This window comes from Kamptonema formosum PCC 10802, assembly GCF_000332335.1.
In the GTDB taxonomy this organism is placed as follows: domain Bacteria; phylum Cyanobacteriota; class Cyanobacteriia; order Cyanobacteriales; family Oscillatoriaceae; genus Oscillatoria.
Genome location: NZ_KB235948.1, coordinates 1,636,204 through 1,654,216, shown reverse-complemented (window position 1 = coordinate 1,654,216; position 18,013 = coordinate 1,636,204). Strand labels below are relative to the sequence as shown.

Genomic DNA, 18,013 nt, shown 5'->3' with positions numbered 1-18,013 from the left:
GTTATTCTTCTGTTAATTTGTAAGCGGAACAGGAGTTGAGTCAGAAATCAGACGGGACGGGCGGAAGAGCACTTTCCCTTGTCGTTGGGCGCGGTATTTGCCACCGTCAACCGATGGGCAAGGGGACTGGCCACAACTGCCGGCGGGTGAGGGAGCAAATAGAGGCACAATTAGATGCCGGTCAAGACAGAGATCCGGTTGACCTTGGGGAATATAGCGGGTATCGCCATATCTATAAAAATGAAGCGCCGTAATTTTTTGAATTTCATGGCATCTTCTGCTGCCATCGTTGAGAGTGGCAATTTAGCTGGATTTAGGATGCAATCACGACTTGAGACAAACAAATCAACTCCAAAAATAAGCCGGACGCAAGGATGGTTTATGCCTGATGAGGCTGACCCCCACAAAAATACATGGATGGCTTTCGGAGCTAAAGCTGAAATTTGGGGGAAGAAATCCTTAAGGAGTATTCAGGAAAACATCGCACTGATCGCTCGCACTATTGCTCGTTACGAGCCTGTTATCTTGTTAGTGCGTCCCCAAGAACAATCCCTGGCGGCAAAACTGTGTGGGGCGAGCGTTAAGCTCCAGGTTTGCCCACTAGATGATATCTGGATTCGAGATACAGGTCCAGTGTTCTTGCTGAATTTACAAGGTGAAGTTGCTGGCATCGATTTCAACTTTAATGGCTGGGGTAACAAACAGGAACACACGAACGATGCCAAAGTTGCCCGACGTGTTGCTGAGTTAGCTAGCGCAGAGCTGATCAATACTTCTATTGTTGCTGAGGGAGGAGGGATAGAAGTAGATGGTCAAGGTACGGCAATTATCACTGAGAGCTGTATTTTGAACAGCAATCGCAATCCGGGCTTAAGGAAAAATGAATGTGAGCGCCAGCTTAAGGATTTGCTAGGTTTGCAAAAGATTATCTGGCTCCCTGGAATCAAGGGCAAAGATATTACTGATGGGCACACGGATTTCTATGCTAGGTTTACTCGTCCTGGTGTTGTCGCTGCCGGTCTAGAACTTGATTCTGAATCATTCGATTATGATGTCACCAGGGAACACCTCAAAATTTTGAACGCCGCCACCGACGCAAAAGGTCGCAAGCTAGAGGTTGTGACTCTGGAAGCGCCGAGCAAAATCCGCTCTAATTACAGCAGCGAAAATTTTGCCGCCGGCTATATTAATTTTTATGTGGTGAATGGGGCTGTCATTGCACCTGAGTTTGGCGATTCCAAGGCGGATGCCAACGCCAGAGTAATTCTTGGCAAATTGTTTCCAGGGCGTCAAGTTGTGCAGTTAAATATTGATGGAATCGCCTCTGGTGGGGGTGGCATCCATTGCGTCACTCTCCAGCAGCCTCACAAATAGCTGCGCCGCCTAACAGTTATCTGCGGCGTGTTGCGAACTTATCAACCGCCGCTGACCTCAGCCTTTAGGTTGCTTGGGTTATCGGTGAGGATGCAATTGGGAAGGCCAAAGCGCAATAACCAAATCTGGAATGTTTACCAGTGTAAGATGGAACAGACCTAACGCCCCAAACCCGTTTCTCTAATCGCCAAGTTTGTAGGGGCGGGTTTACTAACATCTGAACTGCGTAGAGACATTTTGGGTGAACCCGCCCCTACTTTAGCCTCCTAGGGGATGGGTGGGTGCTGAATGCTATGCTACAATGTAGAAAAGTCATCAATCTTTCACTGTACTTCAAACTGTTCAACTAAAATGACAGCTGAGAGTATACTTTAGCTATGGAGTTCCAGTGGAATCTTGACAAAGCCGTTTCCAATCAGAGGAAGCATGGTGTGTCTTTTGAAGAAGCGGTGACAGTCTTCGCAGATCCCTTGGCTGTCACTATTGATGACCCCGCTCATTCAAGGGGTGAGTTTCGTTTTATAACGATGGGTCAGTCAGCGATTTACCGTCTTTTGGTTGTATCGCATACTGAGAGGGAGGGGGAAGTGCGTCTGATCAGTGCCCGTTTAGCAACTCGACAAGAGAGGAGAAGTTATGAGTCAGGAGAATGAAGTACCAGTTGATGATGAAATGCTTCCTGAGTACGATTTTTCAGGAGGTGTGCGCGGCAAGTATTACGAGGCTTTCAGGAAGTCCAGCAACGTTGTAATTCTCGATCCAGACGTAGCCGAAGTCTTTCGCGATTCGGCTTCTGTAAATCAGGCATTGAGACTTCTTGTGAAAATTGCCAAGTCAATGCCGGACTGAGACTGGAGGACACCGGCTGGCAGGTTCATTGCATTTCGCTTCGGTGCCCTTTGCTGCCGGTGCCTCCAATATCTCGACATCCTTAGCATCTCGCAATCCCAAATCTCGCAGCGCCATTGCATTTACTTCAAATGTATTGTTTAGCCAGCTAGCTAACGCGGTCGGTAACTGAGCGTCAATCCAAATATTCATGCAGTCAATCGAGGGAAATCGGTACGCCGTGCCGCAAATAGCAAGCAAGCTTGAATGTCTTCCAGTTCTAAATCAGGAAAATCCTCCAAGATTTCTTGGACACTGACATTTTCAGCCAGCATCTCTAAAATGTCGCTGACTCGGATTCTCATGCCTTCGAGGCAAGGACGACCGCCACACTGACCAGGAGTTTGGGTGATACGAGTCAGCAGGTTTGGTAACTGGTTCATTAGGAAAGCTAGATAATGGGTTAAACCTACTGCCTCCATAATACAACCCATCGCAAGCACCGGCACCTCGCACTGTCCGCACAACCGCCGCACCGCCGGTACGCCCACCGGCAGCCAAAATACCTACCGCAACAGCTGAATTCTGCCATCCCTCAAAAGGGAGAGTGTTCGCGCCCCCACCGGCAGGCAGTAGGTATGTTTGCTGGCTCAACTCGCACTCCCCAGATGCCGGCAAGATGCCCACAATAGGCCCACAAGAGTGTCGCTCAGGCGCTTGTAAATTTATACAACAATTGCTTGACTTGGGAAAGTGAGCGTTTGTAGCATTTGTTACAGAAAAGATTTTAGTTTAGCCCACTCGCTAAGACTGTTTTGCGGAAAAGCCGGTCGGAGAGCCTTAGCTGTGAGCTGTGTAAGTGGAGGGAAAAACCATGAAACTCGACATCCGCAAGCCAGAATTCAACAGCCGGTTGGCCACTCACCCCCTAGCCGGTGCGAGAAACACTGACCGGCACGAGTGGCTGGAGGAACTGCAACCCGGTACATGGGTAAAATTGCTCGATCTTCCCAGCGCCTTCAGTTTTGACGAAGCGCTGCTGCTGTGCCAGTGTTCAGCCAGCGAGTGGGTGGCTTGGATTCCGGATTGCGGTGAGGAGCAGGTTTTAATCCTGGATTCTTGACGCAAAGCAGTAGGACACGGTATAATGAGATACGTTAGCGAACCGTGCCGACCGCTCGAGTTGAAAATAGTGCTTGATTTCTTATCCGTCTTTGAGACTTCCGACACGGTTGCCAAGCGAAACAAGAAATTGAGCTTAAAGCAGCTGTCATCGGCGCTGAGCGTGAAAGCGCTCTGGGTTTAAGTAGGTGCCAAAACACCGACCTGAAACGTTCGCGTTCATAGTGCTTTCGGGATCTTCCTGAAAGCTTTGCGGGATACCGCCTCTATCACTTTTACGGGTGATAGTGCTATCGTTGCGTTGTCCGGGGTTATCCCGGATAATGTCGCGTAAATGTATCAGGTGCTCCACACCAGTCAATTTTGCCGGCAGTGAGCCAACAGGGAGTTGAGCCGAAATACTTATCGCGGTTTTCCGTGGGATGAACTGCGCCCCAGAAACCCGGTTTCTTAAAGAAACCGGGTTTCTCGTTTCAGGCAAATTTTGTATTTTAGATGTTGGATGCCCGGGTTTTTAATCCAAAATCTGGGCATCCAAAATCCAAAATTGGTATGATAAACCGCTCAATAACCAGATGGATGTTGGAAGTCACCAATCGCGGCGCTTAGTTGCTTAGCCACCGCAAGCAATTGCATTTCTCGCCAGCGCTGGCCGACAATCTGCATTCCAATTGGCAGCCCGTCTTTGGTGCGCCCAATGGGGATAACAGCGACCGGATGCCCGGTAAGAGCGAATGGGGCTGTGTATGCACCCGATGCCATCAGATAAGGGACTTTTCTACCCTCCACTTCAACCGCTTCGCCCTTAGCGCGGTGGGTGAATGCCGGCGTCATTGCAACCGGGCACAGCCACACGTCCCATTGCGCTAATTCCCCATCCATCTGGGCAATCAGCCGGTCGCGCTCAGTTAAAGCTTCAAAATAACCTTTCAAGGTTGGATTTAAAGCAATCGGCAGTATTGTTCCCGGAACGTTGCTGAGGTTTCGCAGCGCGGGTTCGCCCTGAGTTCCCTCACGAAATAGAACGGGAATCTGCTTGCGAGCGTCATCAAGCATGGCGGGTTGCGCATAGAGAAAATTGTAACATGCGACTGTGAAATAGACTTGCCAAGCCGCAACAAAATCAAAGGCAGGAACCCACTGCTCCATCTGCGTTCCAGCACCAGCAAGTCTCTGAGCGACTGACTGAATCGCTGATTTGATTTCTGAACTCACCGGCAAGAGAGGAAATTCACCTGTCCAAGCAATTCGCAGATTTTGCAGAGTTTTGTCAGTGGGCGTGTCGAGGGGAACTGGGGGAATTTCAGGCTGGGATGGGTCAGGACCGGCAATGATTTGCAGGCACAGGCTCAAATCTTCCACACAGCGGGCGAGCGGGCCAATCGCAAGCATCTGCCGGACACACCTCGGCATTCCTGGAACTTCAGGGATATGACCTGTTGTGGGAACGCGACGGTCCGTTGGTTTGAGTCCAAAAATCCCGCAAAAGTGAGCCGGCTGGCGAATGGAACCGCCAACGTCATCTCCTATATCCAAGGGTGAAAAACCGGCAGCAATGGCAGCGGCACTCCCACTGGAACTGCCCCCAGGGGTGAAGTTGAGATTCCAAGGATTATTGACGCGAGGGAACAGATCGTTGATGCCTTGCCAGTCACTGGCCAGTTCAGCCGGATTTGTCTTTCCGACAAGGATCGCTCCTGCAGCGCGGAGGCGAGCGACAGCTGTTGCGTCTCGCTGGGGAATATAGTCTTTGAGAGGCTTGTAGCCAGCCGTGGTGCGCAGTCCAGCTGTTTCAAATATGTCTTTCACTGTCACCGGCACTCCATGCAGCGCGCCCCAGCTCTCACCTCGCGCTAGGGCTTCATCCGCTTGTTTGGCGCGTTGGCGGGCGCGCGCTTCATCGAGGGTGCAAATCGCGTTGAGTTTTGAGTTATGCTTGGCGATTTGCGTTAAATGGGCGTCCAGAACTTCTACGGCTGAAATCTCTCGCTTGCGGATCGCGTCAGCGAGCTGGTGGGCAGAAGTAAAGACGATATTACTCACTGTTACGCTGTCCTCATTTACTCTATAGCCGGTGTGGGTCTGAAAGCCTCGGCAAGCGGTTTCCAGTATATCAAATCAAGAAAGCCGGTGAAACAGATGATAAGCTGTTAGGCTTTTAACCTGCTTTTCCCTTGAAAGGAGGCAGAGCCTCCAGAGGGCGTTCCCAGCCTGAGGCTGGGAACGAGAGAAACAAGCTCTCAGCACAGCCATCTAAATTACTTAACCGGCGTGCTAGAACACAGCATTGACTTCCAAAAATAGGGAAATCTGCCGGCAAATTTGAACTTGATATCCCTGTACCCTTCCGATTGCAGTAAAGCCCTCAGGGTGGCCACAGAGAAAAACTTAACGTGACCCATATCCCAAAGGGCGGTAAAGTGCTTGTCCATTTTTCCTGTCACCGCCAGCGCCACGTTTTTTAAGTAGCCGTGATAGGGTGTGGTCAGGATTAAACGCCCACCGGGTTTCAGGCATTTTTGGGCGTACCTGACCAATTCCCTGGGAAACATTAAGTGCTCAATCACTTCAACTGCAGTGACAGTATCAAATGAATCGAGCAGCCGGTCGTCAGGGAGCTCGTAAATATCTCCTTGAATAAATTTGCACTCTGGGAAAGTTCGTCGCGCGATGGCGATTCCCCCTTCCGACAGGTCAAGACCGACAACTTCACACCCTTGCTCTGCCATCAGATGGCTCAAACGTCCGTTGCCGCAGCCCAGATCCAGCACCCGCACCTTGTCAGATTCAGCCGGCTTTGCAACGGATAGCATTTCCAAAAGGGGTTTTACCAAATACGGATGATGAAATCTGGCCTTGCTGTCGTGATAAGAATATTCGTACTTGCTAGCGAGTTTTTCCACCAATCAACACTCTCCTGGGAATCTTTGTTATAGCCAGAATGCAATCGTCCCTAATGGCAGAGTACGCCTTTTAGGCGGTTGATAAAAAAAGTCAAGGCTGCCAGAAACCGGGTTTATTGTGGCCGATCGAAAGAAACCCGGTTTCTCACCCCTGGCGAGCTTGAGAATTGCGTGAGCGACAGGCTCTTACTGCCCGGCGTCCTCAGGGGGTGCCGGCTGTTTCCCCAGTTGCTGAATCAGGATCTGCCCAGCGAGAGCCATCAGCCCCAAAGAGGCTAGGGCGAAAACGCCGGTGGCCAGAGCGCTGAGGCCGACAACGAGGGTGCGCACAGCAGAGGCAATATTCAGCACCGTAATATTATCTGAGAGCACCGGCTTGCTGGCAAAAGTCTGGGCGATGGAAGAAGTCAGGAAATAGCAGGCAGATGCCATAGCACCGGCCACCACAGATCCGCCGGCACAGCGCAGCGCTCCGGGCTGAGAGGGGGATGGGGGTTGGGGGTTGGGAGCGGGAGTTAAGTCAGTCATGGTTTTTCAGGCGGATGGGGGTGGGGGGATGCCAGCTGAATGCCGGTGCTGCTGACCTCAGTCACCCACAGGTCTAAATCGGGGTCAGAAATCGCCGCTTTAACCTGCTCTCGCACCTGCAGTGCCTGCGCTTCCGACTCTGTGAGGGCGAAGACAGTCGGTCCTGAACCGGACATCATCACGCCCAAGACACCGGGGAGTTGCAGGGCTTGCCGCAACTGGGACACTTGGGGGTGAGCCGGCAGCACCGATCGCTCCAGATCGTTGTGCAGCAGTTGGCCAATTTTGGCTTTGTCCCGACGCACGACCGCACCCACCATCCCTCCAGAGTGTACCCGCTGCCGGCGGTCTTCTAAACTTTCGGGGTCCGAAACGTAGGTGCTGCCAAACTGCTCCCGGAAGGTCCGGTAAGCCCAAGCCGTCGAAACCTCCAGACTGCGGTACTTTGCCAGCACGGCCCAGAGGTGGCTCAGCGGGGGCAGGGGGTCTAGCTCCTCACCCCGCCCCGTAGCCAGTGCCGTTCCGCCGGCAATGCAGAAGGGGACATCTGACCCCAGCCGGGCTCCGAGTTCCTGCAGTTCCGACTGAGTTAAACCCAGTTCCCACATCAAATCCAGCCCCACCAGGACCGCAGCGGCGTTTGCTGACCCGCCGGCGAGACCGGCTGCTACGGGAATGCGCTTGTGGATAGTGATATCAGCGCCACCATAATTCGCAAACACATCCCGAAATTGCTCAGCCATCAGTTTCGCGGCTCGGCTGGCCAGGTTAGTTTCGCCCAAGGGCACTTGCGGGTGATCGCAGTGGAGGCGGAACTTGTCAGTCCCATTAAGGCGCAGGTCAATCGTGTCCGCCAAACCCACACTTTGCAGTATCATCGCCAGCTCGTGATAGCCGTCGGGGCGAGCGCCGAGGATTTCCAAATATAAATTAATTTTCGCTGGGGCAATTAGGGAGTAGGACTGCATGGTAAGGGGCGGAAAGGGCGGAAAGGTTTAGGAAATGCCTGGATTTTCGGTGTCCCGATTGGGGGTTGCCGTCACTGCTGGCTCAAAAGCCGGTGCGATCGGCCAGCTGCAGCTGATTGCTCAAGCGCACCCAGTCAGCGACGCTCAGGTCTTCGGCGCGGGCTTGCGGGTCTATATTTAATTGTTCCAGCAAGTGACTCAACTCGTCGCGCTCCACTATACTTTTTAAATTATTTCGCAACATTTTGCGCTTGCTGGAAAAGCCCAGTTTAATCAGCGTCTCCATCTGTCGGGGATGAGATGCCGGGGGTTCTGTGGGGCGGGGGCGCAGGCGCACCACCGCTGAGTCCACTTCTGGCGGCGGCTGGAAAGCCCCAGGCGGCACGCTGCAGATTAACTCGCAGCTGGCCAAATACTGCACGCGCACCGACAGAGCGCCAAAAGCTCTCGATCCGGGGTGGGCGTACAGCCGCTCTGCGACTTCTTTTTGCACCAGCAGCACGATTGTATCGTAAGGTGTTTGATTCGGTGCGGCAATGGTGCCGAGGAGTTTTTCTAGAATCGGGCCGGTGATATTGTAGGGGATATTGGCCACTACCTTGTTCGGCGTTTGGAAGGTTGGGAAAGGGGCGAGCAGGGCGTCCAGATCCAGGGAGAGGAAATCCCCTTGCAGGAGTAAAAAGTTGTCCGCTTTACCCAGCTGTTTGACCAGGTGCTGGCACAAGTCGCGGTCAATTTCCACGGCGACAGCACAGGAAACCACCGGCAGTAACCGCCGCGTCAGGATGCCGGTGCCCGGGCCAATTTCCAAGACGCGATCGCGCCCGGATAATTCAGCCGCACGGATGATTTGATCGAGGACTTTTTCACTGCGCAACCAGTGTTGCGCGAATCGTTTGCGAGGTTGGAGAGTCATGGCTGATGGCGGCGGGAGTGGGGCGTGGGGCGTGGGGCATGGGTGATTGGGCGTGGGATTTTCATGCCGGTGCCCGATATGCGGTCATCGAGTGCTAATTGTAGGGTGCGTTCCGCACGAGCTTGTGCAGTTGTGCCCAAGACTGGAATTGGCGGAACGCACCCTACTTGCAGTTCCTGGGGTGCGGAACGCACCGGCGCTGCAGTTCCAGGACTCTAATGAGCGGAACGCACCCTAATTCTAGTTGCTAGGGTGCGTTCCGCACGAGCTTGTGCAGTTGCGCCTAAGACTAGAATGGGCGGACCGCACCCCCCTCGCACATGAATATGTTCATCGCTCGCCGGCCCAACCATCGTCCCAGTACAGCGGATCGAAGGAACCTGCTTCCATAACCGACCCGACTCGGCGCTCTACATCAGGAGCCGGTCTCTGGGTGGCCCAAGAGTTCCCGGCAACCGGCTCCAGGGGGAGCACCAGCAGCGTAATGCCTTGAATAGCCACCACGGAGACTAGCTCGTCTGGCCCCACAATTGCTTTGCAGTCCGCATCGTAGAAGCGAGCCGGCCAGTAGGTTCCGTCAAATTTGACTCGTCCCCGCCGGTTGTAGGAAATTGCTTCTTCGACAGTGCCCACTTGGGCTTGCGGGAACATTTCAACTTTTGAAATGAATAAAGTATCCATTAGCGGAATCCCTTCCGTAGAAGTGCTACCTGCTTTTAATATAACATCCTGTGCCAGACACAGCGGGCTTTTGTGTACAAAGATTCACAAGTGGGGGCGGACACACATTTGTGAGCCCCGCTTGCGATATGATAGAAGCATGGGGGTACATTGTGCATGGATCGAAGACAGTTCGAGGCAGTTTTTGAAAGGCTGACCTATCGGCGCAAGCAAGTGCTGCTGAAGCTCTTAGCAGGCGAGACGGATGCCACGATCGCCGCTGCGCTGACGGTTACGGAAGCAACCGTCAGAAAACACATTGAGAATATCTGCAAGGAATTTGCTATAATAAATAAATGGCCCGCTAAACGCCGGTGCAAACGTCCGGAGTTAATCGCCCTTTTCGGCAAGTACAAGCCTGAATTAGTCAGCCAGGCTGCCGGTGCGTCGAGCGATGCCTCAGGGGAGGATTCGGATTTCGCACCCGCCATCATATCTCCCCCCTCCCCCCAGTCGGGAGAGGGGGGTTGGCGGAGTGAGGGCAAAATGTCTGTATGGGCGGACAGCACCGGCATCTCTCCCCCCTCTCCCGACTCGGATTCTCCCAGTATGGGGGGTGAGGGCAAACCAGTGCCGGTGGGAGAACCGCCGTTTTCCACCCTCTACAACCGGGACGTTTTTATTTTGATTGACCGGAGTGGCTCGATGGTGAGAAAGGATGCCGATACCGGCAGCCAAACCCGCTATGAGTACCTCGAAGAAGTGGTGGAGGGTCATGTGGCGGCGATTCTGTCTGGCCAAAACAGCCGCCGGCAAGAATCAGGACAGACGATTTGCGATAGCGTTTCGATTTACTTCTTTAGCCGCCCTGAAGTTGATCCCAGTCCGATGGCCATCCGGGACGCCTCGCAGGTGTGGGAGCTGTTCAGCGCGAACCAGCCCAAGACCAAAACTTTTATTGGCCCAACGCTGGAAAAATGTCTGGACACTTGGCTGGCAGAGGGAAAGCCCAACAATCGCGGGGCTTTTTTTATCATCTATACAGATGGCCAGTTTAATGACGAGCAGCAGTTTGTAGATTGCCTCGCCAAAGCTTGCGCCCACATTGAACATCACAAGACGGTCAAGTTTTTTGTCCTGGGGTTGGGACAGGACGTTGATATCGAACACTTCTTAAATCTCGATTTCAATATCAATAACCAACTCCCTTTCGATCTCCTCGTCTTTGATTTAGTTAACGAGGTGGATGACATTATTGAGCTGCTGGAGCGCCAGCTGACAGACGAGCCGCAATTGGCTTTTCCAGAATGGGTGAAGCGCCGGTATCCAGAATTTGTGAGCCAGGTGATGCGGGTGGTGTCAGATTTTAGGTCGTAGGTATTTCCTCGTTCCCAGGCTCTGCCTGGGAACGCAGTTCAGGAGGCTCTGACTCCTTTCTGTACTAAGCAGATTAAAATCGTAACCGCTTACCAATTTTGGCTATAGCGTTTCTCAGATTAGTGTGCTACGGAGAAACTCCGTAGGGGCGGTCTCCGTGGGTGGCACATTGGTGTCAACTTAAGCTGTGTCCCGCAGTCTCTAGGCGGTTGAAACCGCAGCTATACAGACAAAACCCGCAAGGCAAGGGTTTTAAGATTCTAGCTCTTCTCTTAAGTCCTTGTCATGCGGACTTGGTTTGTGTAGCCGCGATTTCCAATCGCCGGGAGCTTAAGTTGACACCAGTGGCACGGGGGCACTGCCCCTACGCTCAACGGGTTTATGAACCACAGTACATCAAGCTAAGAACCGCTATAAATCCAAAATCTAAAATCCAAAATCCAAAATTGGTATAACCCCAAACCCCACTCAAGAATCTAAGGGCATCTCGGCGAAATGCTCTTGCAGCAACTTGTGAGTGAACTGGTAGCGCGAACCGGCACGCTGCACCAACAGTCGCTCTGCGGCGTAGTTGAGGAAACCGGCGCAGTTCCAGGGAATATACCCACTGCGCCAAAGAATCAGGCGCAGCACGAAATGTCGCATGAAAGCCAAACCGGGAATGAACCCGCACGCCAGCGCTGCGCCAATCCGGTACAGCTGTTTCTGGCGGGGAGTTTGCAACCAGTCGGGATGGATTTTCTCAATCACAAATTCCGCCTGATTCTCCTGTTCCATCCTTTTAGCCAGCCAGCTCAGCCAGTGCCGGGTTTTTTCTGGGCTGGGCTGCTTGCGGGGGTTAATCTCCCGCCCCAGCATGCGGCGAATATAGGCGTTGAACAAATACTTGCGCAAGTCTTCCTTGGAAGTAATGCGTTTCCAAGAATGGATTAAGATTTCTTCATAGGCTAAAGTCATCACGCTCAGCAGCAGGGGCGTCCTCGCCAGCGCCAAAAGGTGCGGCTCACTCTCGATATTATACCACAGCTCTCGACTTCTGGCAGCCAGCAGGTAAGCGCGAATCTGGGCGTCCGTCAGGGGGCGCAAAAAAATTGCCCCATTCAGCCGCAGTCTGGACGGGCAGTTTTTATACTCGTTGTATCGCGTGCAAACGGCAACTTGGGGCGGCTGGGGGCTGTCTTCCAGCAGCCGGTTGATCGCTTCAATGCACTGCTCTTTGCGGCTTGCTTCGAGTTCATCGAGCCCGTCGAGCAGCAGCAGCAACTCGCCGGCGTAGAGCCACCGCCGGCCCAGCTCGGTGCGGACCCCATACTTGGAGCTGAGTTCAGCCACCAGCCACTCGCTCACCGGCTGCCACTGGTTTTTCCAGGAGGACAGGTGCAGCACCACCGGCACCCCAGCACTGGTATCGCTTTCAGCCCGCTGGCACAACTCCAGCGCCAGCTCCAGCAGCATGGTGGTTTTGCCGGCACCGGCACCCCCCAAAATCAGCAGCTTGCTGCCGGTGTCCTCAAACACTTTGGCGATCCTGTCCTCTGGCTGCAGCTGGAAACGCGGACTGCCGCCGATTTTCACGTCCGCATTCGGACGAACGCGCTGGAGTTCTTCGTCTTTGACCAGGTTCGCCAGCACGGCGCTGTGCGCGGACTGCTTTAACCTCGCCGTGACTTCCTGACTGACCGCCGCCAGCAACTGCTGCCGCTTCCGGAAGATTTGTCTGTCCTTCGGCGGTGCCGGTGGGAGCAAGCTGGCAATCGCCCACACCATCCCGGACACCGCAGTCAGCGCCAAGAGCACGCTCCAGACATAGGGCAGGGCATTCCACAGTTGGCTGCTCAGCAGGCTGACTGCGCCACTGGGCAAAACTGTCAGCAGGGATATCAGTGCGGGGCTCACTCTTGGCATGGGGGGCGACGGTTCGTTACGCTTCACTGACACTATACAGGTGGACTTGAGACACTGGCGCGGCTTGTTTATCTGGCTGAGAATGGCAGGCAAAGGGTATAATTATATAATATTCGCCTAGTTTCTCTTGTTTTTCAGGAGGGCGAGAGGGAAAGAGGAGGACAAGCCAAGAGCGGGAGAGAAATTAGCAGAGGAAGTCCGTAAAACACCTAGCTGCCCTTGTAGGTATTTCCAGTATCTGGCTGGAGGAGTGAACGAGCGTGAGACATGAAATCCGATACAAACCATCCTTTGCCGCAATATTCGTCACCCTGAATCCGGGTGAGAGCATCACTGCTGAGGCCGGCGCTATGATTAGCAGCGACGCCCAAATCTCGATGGCAACTCACTTCTCAGGTGGCTTCTTCTCAGCGTTCCTCAAAAAATTCTTTGGCGGCGAATCCCTTTTCGTCAATACTTTTACCAATGCAGCTGGGCAACCGAAGCAACTCGTCTTGACCCAACCGGCAATTGGCGACATCGCCTGCATCGAATTGCGCGGGAATAGCATCTGTTTTCAACCGGGGGCGCACATCGCCCACACCCCCGGCGTCCGCATGGGGGTGGGGTGGGCCGGTTTTGCCAGCTGGTTTGCCGGGGAGGGGCTGTTCAAGCTCCAATTAAGCGGTAACGGTGTGGTTTTCTTTGGCGCTTACGGCGGCATCACCGAGAAGCAGATCACCGGCGAGTTTGTGGTAGATAGTGGCCATCTAGTGGCCTACGAGCCCGGAATTAAAATGAGCACAGGTCTGGCGGGCGGTTTATTTGGCTCGGTCACGTCAGGAGAAGGCTTCGTCAACCGGCTTTCCGGTCAGGGCGTGATTTATTTACAGTCTCGCAGTATTGATGGGTTAGTCAGATTTCTCGGGCCCAAATTTAGTTAATTCCGTTTCAGGAGAGCTTCAGCGAGATGAATGTCGAAATTTTGCAGCGACCGGACTGCGCTATTGCCCGCGTTACCCTGAATGCCGGTGAAGAATTAATGGCAGAAGCCGGCGCGATGATTGCCATGAGCGGCTATATTAATGCTAGCACAACCCTCCGCAAAGGTAAAGGCGGTGGCATTTTGGGCGGACTCAAGCGCATGCTTGCCGGCGAGTCTTTATTTTTGAGTGTCTTCCGCTCCCCGACTGCCGGTGGCGAGGTGTTTTTGGCCCCCAAGTTGCTGGGCGATCTTCTAGCATATCAAGTATCGGGCACCGGCTTGGTGGTGCAGGCAACCTCTTACCTCGCTAGCGAATCGGGTGTGGATATAGATTTGGGATGGCAGGGATTTAAATCTTTCTTTTCCGGAGAGAATATCTTTTGGCTGGACGTGAGCGGGCGCGGCACTGTCCTGCTCAGTTCTTTCGGGGCGATTTATGAAGTGCCGGTGGACGGAGAATATATTGTTGACACCGGCCATATCGTTGCCTTTGAGAAAAGCTTGACCTTTACTGTGACTAAATCGGGGTCTAGCTGGATTGGCTCCCTGTTGGGGATCGGTGGGGAAGGATTGGTGTGCCGGTTTAAAGGGCAGGGTCGCGTTTTTTGCCAAACCCACAATCCCAATGCGTTTGGCCAGCTTGTCGGCAGCCAGCTGCCGGTGAAATCGCAATAGTTTCGTAGCGTTCCTCCGGAACGCACCCTACTGAGGGGTGAACAGGTAATTATTTTTGGGAGTTGCAATTATGGCCGGTGAAATCGCTTACGAAATTGAACACACACCTTCTTACGCTTCCTTGCGCTTAGACCTGCAGGCGAATCAAACCGTTCTCGTGGAATCGGGGGCGATGGCGGCGATGGATGCTTGCGTCAAAATGAAATCCAAAGTAAAAGGGGGCTTGCTAAAAGGGTTGGGCCGGCTGGTTAGTGGCGAGTCCCTATTTGTGAGTGAGTTCACCGCTGAAGGCAGACCGGGACAATTGTATGTCTCGCCAGGAATCCCCGGAGACATCCAGCATTACTGCCTCACCGGCAGCGGGTTGATGATTCAATCTTCCGGATTTGTCGCCTGCAGCCCGACTGTGACAATTGATACCAAGTTCCAAGGATTGAAAGGCTTCTTTAGCGGGGAGTCCCTGTTTTTGATGCGGGCGACCGGCTCTGGGGATATCTGGTTCAGTTCTTATGGGGGGATTGTGGAAATTCCGGTAGCCGGTGATTATGTCGTAGACACCGGCTATATTGTGGCGTTTGAAGACTCTCTGAACTATAATGTTGAAATGCTCGGAGGGCTGTCCTTTAAGGGACTCAAAACCGGCATCTTTGGCGGAGAGGGACTGGTGTGCCGGTTTCGCGGTCAAGGCCGGTTGTGGGTGCAGTCGCGCAATCTGTATCCTTTGCTGAATTTTTTAGATGCCTTCCGCCCAATTAAGACGAGCAGCAGCAGCAGCAGCGATTAAGACAGTGTTTATAAAGAAAACCTGAAGGAACTAGAAATCGGGGGCGGCCACGGGGGGCTGCCCCTACAGGCTGTATGCCATTCCCTCGTTCCCAGGCGGAGCCTGGGAACGCACCTTCAGAGGCTCTGCCTCGTTCCTCGTGGGAAGGGCAACCGGCTTTTTTTTGCGGAGTTCGCTCGCCCCGCAATCCCAAATGCCTGCCAGAAAATCCGCGCTCATCAGCCCTCTGATTCCTAGCCCGCGCAGGCGGGCTTTGTTTGTATAGCGGCAGACTTTAGTCTGCCGCCCTATACGGCTGCAAGCCGCCAAGTTAAGTTTTCTTAAAACTCTCCGGGAAACTTAGCCGCTCTCCTGTAAGTCTCCAACTGCAAGCGGCTGCTTTTTAAACAGAATTCTTCCCCAGTTAAAGACTATAGATAGGAGGTATACGCGAGATGCAACGGGCCCAAATAATAGTATCCGTCTTGGCGGGGCTTTCCACTGCAGTCGGAGTAGCGAGCGCAACAATTCAGTCCAAGTCACCGGCACCCAGTACCGGCAGCACAACTCGTGCAAACGCGCCGGTGGAGATTGCCCAATCTAACCCAATCGTTATCACCCCACCCACAGAGGGCTGCAAGATCGCTCAAGCGAGAGTAGCAGATCCCAACCCGCCCCTCAATGTCCGCTCCAGCCCGCAAGTGGCTGACGGGAACATTGTCGGGAAACTCAACAACGGCACCTTTGTTTCTGTCGCTGAAGAAAGAAACGGCTGGTTTCGCATTACCGATCCCGTGCGGGGGTGGGTTGCCAAAAACCGCACAGAAAGCAGCTGTTCCGAAGTTAGCCAGCGAATTACTTTTGCCGCACAAGGCAATTCTGCCATTGTCAGAGGTCGGATTGTCGGCGGTGGCAGCCACAAGTATATCATCCGCGCCAACAAGGGTCAAACCATGACCTTAACCGTTCAGAAAGGTGCCTTGCCATTCATTTATCCCCCGAATGACCCCAATGGCCAAAGGGACCTGAGCGGGGGAGGGCACTACAGTGGCAAAACTAGCTGGACTGGCACACTTCCAGCTACTGGTGACTACACCCTAACACTCGACTCAAATTATAAGGGATTCGAGTACGAGTTTTTGGTGCAGCTGAAATAAGAGCTAGATTTATAGCGTTTCTCATATTAGTGAGGTACTGAGAAACCCGGTTTCTGAAAGAAACCGGGTTTCTGGGCCATAGTTCATCCAACTGAGAACCGCTATATAAAGTAATTGTTAACCCTGAATAGAATCCAGGAACCGGGTTTCGTAGAAGAAACCCGGTTTTTTTAAGGCTTGGGAATTGCCTCGTAAGGAATGTCAAGAATTGCAAACTTTTGCCAGTCTGCTGCATCGAAGTGCCACCATTCCGTCAGCAGGGGGACAAACCCGTGTTTCTGCATCACCTCCTCAAGCAGCTGGCTATTTTTTTGCGCTTCGGGGCTGACATCGTTCCCCGGGTAATCCCTGGCGGCTTTGTCTGTAAAATCATCGAATTCAGTTGGCATCGGCAGTTCTGCGCCTTTGCTGTCCACCAGCGTCAGGTCAACAGCAGCGCCGCGATTGTGGCGGGAACCGTTGGCGGGATTGGCCACGTAGCGGGAGTCGGGCAGGACTTCCCACATTTGCGCTGTCACCGACAGGGGGCGGTAGCAATCATAGACTTTCAAACCCAGCCCCCTTTTTTGCAAATCTTCTTGAACCCGCGACAGCTTTTGCGCCACGCCAGCCCGCAGCGCGCACCGCGCCTCCTTATACAGTTGCCTTTTCAAGAAGTTATTGGTTGTGGCGTAGCGGATATCCAGCCGGATATTGGGATTCACGGTGCCGATATCCACCAGCCTGTCCTCATCTGGCACTTGCTTTTCAGCAATCTTCTGAGGTAATATCGATCTTGTCTCTGGAGGTTGCGTCGATGTGGCCGCAGCTGACCGTGGGTAGGGAGTGAGATTGCGCCACACAATCCCTAGCGACACAAGCAGGGTGAGGGTCAAAAATTCTGTCCAGCGATGGGGCTTCATAAGTTTTTAATATCGCGCCGAAGGAATTCTTCCCGGAAATTGTCTTGGAATCAGGGTAGTAGATCAATTTTAACTGGACGGGAGATGTGGGAAACCCCACACCGGCAGCAAATGCGAGCCGGCACCAGCAGCCCTCCGTCCCGCTGCCCGCAGCCGCCGCCAATCACACACAATTGCATCACTTCCTTATGAAAGATTCTCACAAATGCGAGATTTCGTTTAACTCTGTTTGGCTGAAAACCGCCAGCATGGCGTGTCTGTTAAGTTTGCTCAGTATTGCCTGCTCCCCACAGCCACCGAACGCTGAGTCACCGGCGACGCAGTCTGCGATTGCCCCAGTTCCTGCGGCTCCCGCTTCCACAACGCAGGCAATTCAAGCGCAAGCCTCACAGCCAGAGCTGTGCGAGGTTACAATGGTTAAAATTGCTGACCCCAACCCGCCGACGAATGTTCGCTCTAGTCCGGAAGTTAAGCCAAACAATATCGTGGGCAAAATCGAAAATGGCAAATTGGTGCCGGTGAGAACTGAGAAAAATGGCTGGTTTGAGATTAGCGAACCCGCTGGCTGGATTTCCAAAAAGGTCACAGAAAGCACCTGCAACCAGAAGCGCCAGCGGATAAGCTTCGCCCCCAACAGCAGTTCAGTCACTATTTCGGATCGCTTTATCGGCACCGGCAGCCACGAGTATTTGCTGAAGGCGAACCAAGGTCAGACGATGACTGTGACCGTTAATAAAGGCTCCTTGCCCTTCATCTTTGCCCCCGGTGACAAAAATCGCCAACAAGACTTGGGCGGCGGGGGTGACACCAGTGGGAAAAAGAGCTGGACTGGCAAGCTGCCGGCTACCGGGGACTACCTCTTGAACCTCGATTCTAATTTCAAGGGATACGATTATTCTTTCACGGTAGAGGTCAAATAGAACGTAGGGTGCGTTAGCGCGAAGCGCGTAACGCTACTTGCTAGAAAGCGG

20 protein-coding genes and 1 pseudogene are annotated in these 18,013 nt (G+C 53.3%); 11 read left to right on the top strand and 10 right to left on the bottom strand.

The window, feature by feature from the left end; translation table 11 throughout:
* The first annotated feature begins 174 nt into the window (after positions 1–174).
* The 3 genes from OSC10802_RS0107090 to OSC10802_RS0107080 all read left to right on the top strand — a co-directional run bounded on the left by OSC10802_RS0107090 (position 175) and on the right by OSC10802_RS0107080 (position 2,223).
* On the top strand, positions 175–1,374 hold the full coding sequence (locus OSC10802_RS0107090) for an agmatine deiminase family protein (RefSeq protein ID WP_198525076.1): 1,200 nt from the start codon (positions 175–177) through the stop codon (positions 1,372–1,374).
* 377 nt (positions 1,375–1,751) lie between these two features.
* Complete coding sequence (locus tag OSC10802_RS0107085; protein WP_017716090.1) at positions 1,752–2,027, top strand: BrnT family toxin; 276 nt, start codon at positions 1,752–1,754, stop codon at positions 2,025–2,027.
* Positions 2,011–2,223 carry a hypothetical protein gene (locus tag OSC10802_RS0107080; protein WP_017716089.1) on the top strand — a complete coding sequence of 71 codons (213 nt, stop codon included), beginning with the start codon at positions 2,011–2,013 and terminating at the stop codon, positions 2,221–2,223. The genes OSC10802_RS0107085 and OSC10802_RS0107080 overlap by 17 nt, the downstream gene beginning before the upstream one ends.
* On the opposite strand, the gene OSC10802_RS55475 is transcribed toward OSC10802_RS0107080, so the two are convergent.
* Positions 2,209–2,340 carry a hypothetical protein gene (locus OSC10802_RS55475; protein ID WP_255349207.1) on the bottom strand — a complete coding sequence of 44 codons (132 nt, stop codon included), beginning with the start codon at positions 2,338–2,340 and terminating at the stop codon, positions 2,209–2,211. The two genes, OSC10802_RS0107080 and OSC10802_RS55475, sit on opposite strands and share 15 nt — an antisense overlap.
* A gap of 71 nt (positions 2,341–2,411) precedes the next feature.
* Positions 2,412–2,645 (bottom strand): DUF433 domain-containing protein, encoded by a 234-nt coding sequence (locus OSC10802_RS0107075; RefSeq protein ID WP_026098239.1) that lies wholly within the window; start codon positions 2,643–2,645, stop codon positions 2,412–2,414.
* A gap of 431 nt (positions 2,646–3,076) precedes the next feature.
* Between OSC10802_RS0107075 and OSC10802_RS39030 the strand changes: the two genes are divergently transcribed.
* A complete protein-coding gene (locus OSC10802_RS39030; RefSeq protein WP_017716087.1) occupies positions 3,077–3,325 on the top strand; it encodes a hypothetical protein in 249 nt (82 codons plus the stop codon).
* Positions 3,326–3,544: 219 nt separating this feature from the next.
* Positions 3,545–3,658, top strand: a pseudogene (locus OSC10802_RS56335) (RNA-guided endonuclease TnpB family protein); the annotation flags it as partial.
* Between the two features lie 230 nt (positions 3,659–3,888).
* Here the strand turns inward: OSC10802_RS56335 and OSC10802_RS0107060 are convergent.
* The 6 genes from OSC10802_RS0107060 to OSC10802_RS39025 form a co-directional block, all read right to left on the bottom strand.
* The gene (locus OSC10802_RS0107060; RefSeq protein ID WP_017716086.1) at positions 3,889–5,367 is read right to left on the bottom strand and encodes an amidase; all 1,479 of its coding nucleotides are present in this window, start codon (positions 5,365–5,367) and stop codon (positions 3,889–3,891) included.
* Positions 5,368–5,582: 215 nt separating this feature from the next.
* Positions 5,583–6,227, bottom strand: coding sequence for a class I SAM-dependent methyltransferase (locus OSC10802_RS0107055; RefSeq protein WP_017716085.1), 645 nt, complete (start codon positions 6,225–6,227; stop codon positions 5,583–5,585).
* A 186-nt stretch (positions 6,228–6,413) separates the two neighbouring features.
* Positions 6,414–6,755, bottom strand: coding sequence for a DUF3082 domain-containing protein (locus tag OSC10802_RS0107050; protein WP_017716084.1), 342 nt, complete (start codon positions 6,753–6,755; stop codon positions 6,414–6,416).
* Positions 6,752–7,723: a 4-(cytidine 5'-diphospho)-2-C-methyl-D-erythritol kinase gene (gene ispE, locus OSC10802_RS0107045; RefSeq protein ID WP_017716083.1), complete on the bottom strand. Its 972-nt coding sequence runs from the start codon at positions 7,721–7,723 to the stop codon at positions 6,752–6,754. Before ispE ends, OSC10802_RS0107050 begins: the two co-directional genes overlap by 4 nt.
* A gap of 82 nt (positions 7,724–7,805) precedes the next feature.
* Positions 7,806–8,639, bottom strand: coding sequence for a 16S rRNA (adenine(1518)-N(6)/adenine(1519)-N(6))-dimethyltransferase RsmA (gene rsmA / locus OSC10802_RS0107040; RefSeq protein ID WP_017716082.1), 834 nt, complete (start codon positions 8,637–8,639; stop codon positions 7,806–7,808).
* A gap of 330 nt (positions 8,640–8,969) precedes the next feature.
* Positions 8,970–9,320, bottom strand: a complete 351-nt coding sequence (locus OSC10802_RS39025) for an NfeD family protein (RefSeq protein WP_017716081.1) — start codon at positions 9,318–9,320, stop codon at positions 8,970–8,972.
* Positions 9,321–9,476: 156 nt separating this feature from the next.
* On the opposite strand from OSC10802_RS39025, the gene OSC10802_RS0107030 reads away from it, so the two are divergent.
* Positions 9,477–10,676: a LuxR C-terminal-related transcriptional regulator gene (locus OSC10802_RS0107030; protein ID WP_017716080.1), complete on the top strand. Its 1,200-nt coding sequence runs from the start codon at positions 9,477–9,479 to the stop codon at positions 10,674–10,676.
* 468 nt (positions 10,677–11,144) lie between these two features.
* Here the strand turns inward: OSC10802_RS0107030 and OSC10802_RS0107025 are convergent, their stop codons facing one another.
* Positions 11,145–12,614 (bottom strand): NACHT domain-containing protein, encoded by a 1,470-nt coding sequence (locus OSC10802_RS0107025; protein WP_232731635.1) that lies wholly within the window; start codon positions 12,612–12,614, stop codon positions 11,145–11,147.
* Between the two features lie 227 nt (positions 12,615–12,841).
* On the opposite strand from OSC10802_RS0107025, the gene OSC10802_RS0107020 reads away from it, so the two are divergent.
* The 4 genes from OSC10802_RS0107020 (at position 12,842) to OSC10802_RS0107000 (ending at position 16,140) form a co-directional block, all read left to right on the top strand.
* Positions 12,842–13,504, top strand: a complete 663-nt coding sequence (locus OSC10802_RS0107020) for a TIGR00266 family protein (protein ID WP_026098237.1) — start codon at positions 12,842–12,844, stop codon at positions 13,502–13,504.
* Between the two features lie 26 nt (positions 13,505–13,530).
* Positions 13,531–14,220, top strand: a complete 690-nt coding sequence (locus OSC10802_RS0107015; protein WP_017716077.1) for a TIGR00266 family protein — start codon at positions 13,531–13,533, stop codon at positions 14,218–14,220.
* Between the two features lie 55 nt (positions 14,221–14,275).
* Positions 14,276–15,004, top strand: coding sequence for a TIGR00266 family protein (locus OSC10802_RS0107010; RefSeq protein WP_445727641.1), 729 nt, complete (start codon positions 14,276–14,278; stop codon positions 15,002–15,004).
* 434 nt (positions 15,005–15,438) lie between these two features.
* Positions 15,439–16,140: an SH3 domain-containing protein gene (locus OSC10802_RS0107000; protein WP_017716074.1), complete on the top strand. Its 702-nt coding sequence runs from the start codon at positions 15,439–15,441 to the stop codon at positions 16,138–16,140.
* A gap of 170 nt (positions 16,141–16,310) precedes the next feature.
* Here OSC10802_RS0107000 and OSC10802_RS0106995 read toward each other — a convergent pair whose 3' ends face one another.
* The gene (locus OSC10802_RS0106995) at positions 16,311–17,042 is read right to left on the bottom strand and encodes a M15 family metallopeptidase (RefSeq protein WP_017716073.1); all 732 of its coding nucleotides are present in this window, start codon (positions 17,040–17,042) and stop codon (positions 16,311–16,313) included.
* A gap of 86 nt (positions 17,043–17,128) precedes the next feature.
* Here OSC10802_RS0106995 and OSC10802_RS0106990 point away from each other — a divergent pair, with 86 nt between their 5' ends.
* Entirely contained in the window at positions 17,129–17,962 is an 834-nt protein-coding gene (locus OSC10802_RS0106990; protein ID WP_017716072.1) for an SH3 domain-containing protein, read from the top strand.
* The last annotated feature ends 51 nt before the right edge of the window (positions 17,963–18,013 follow it).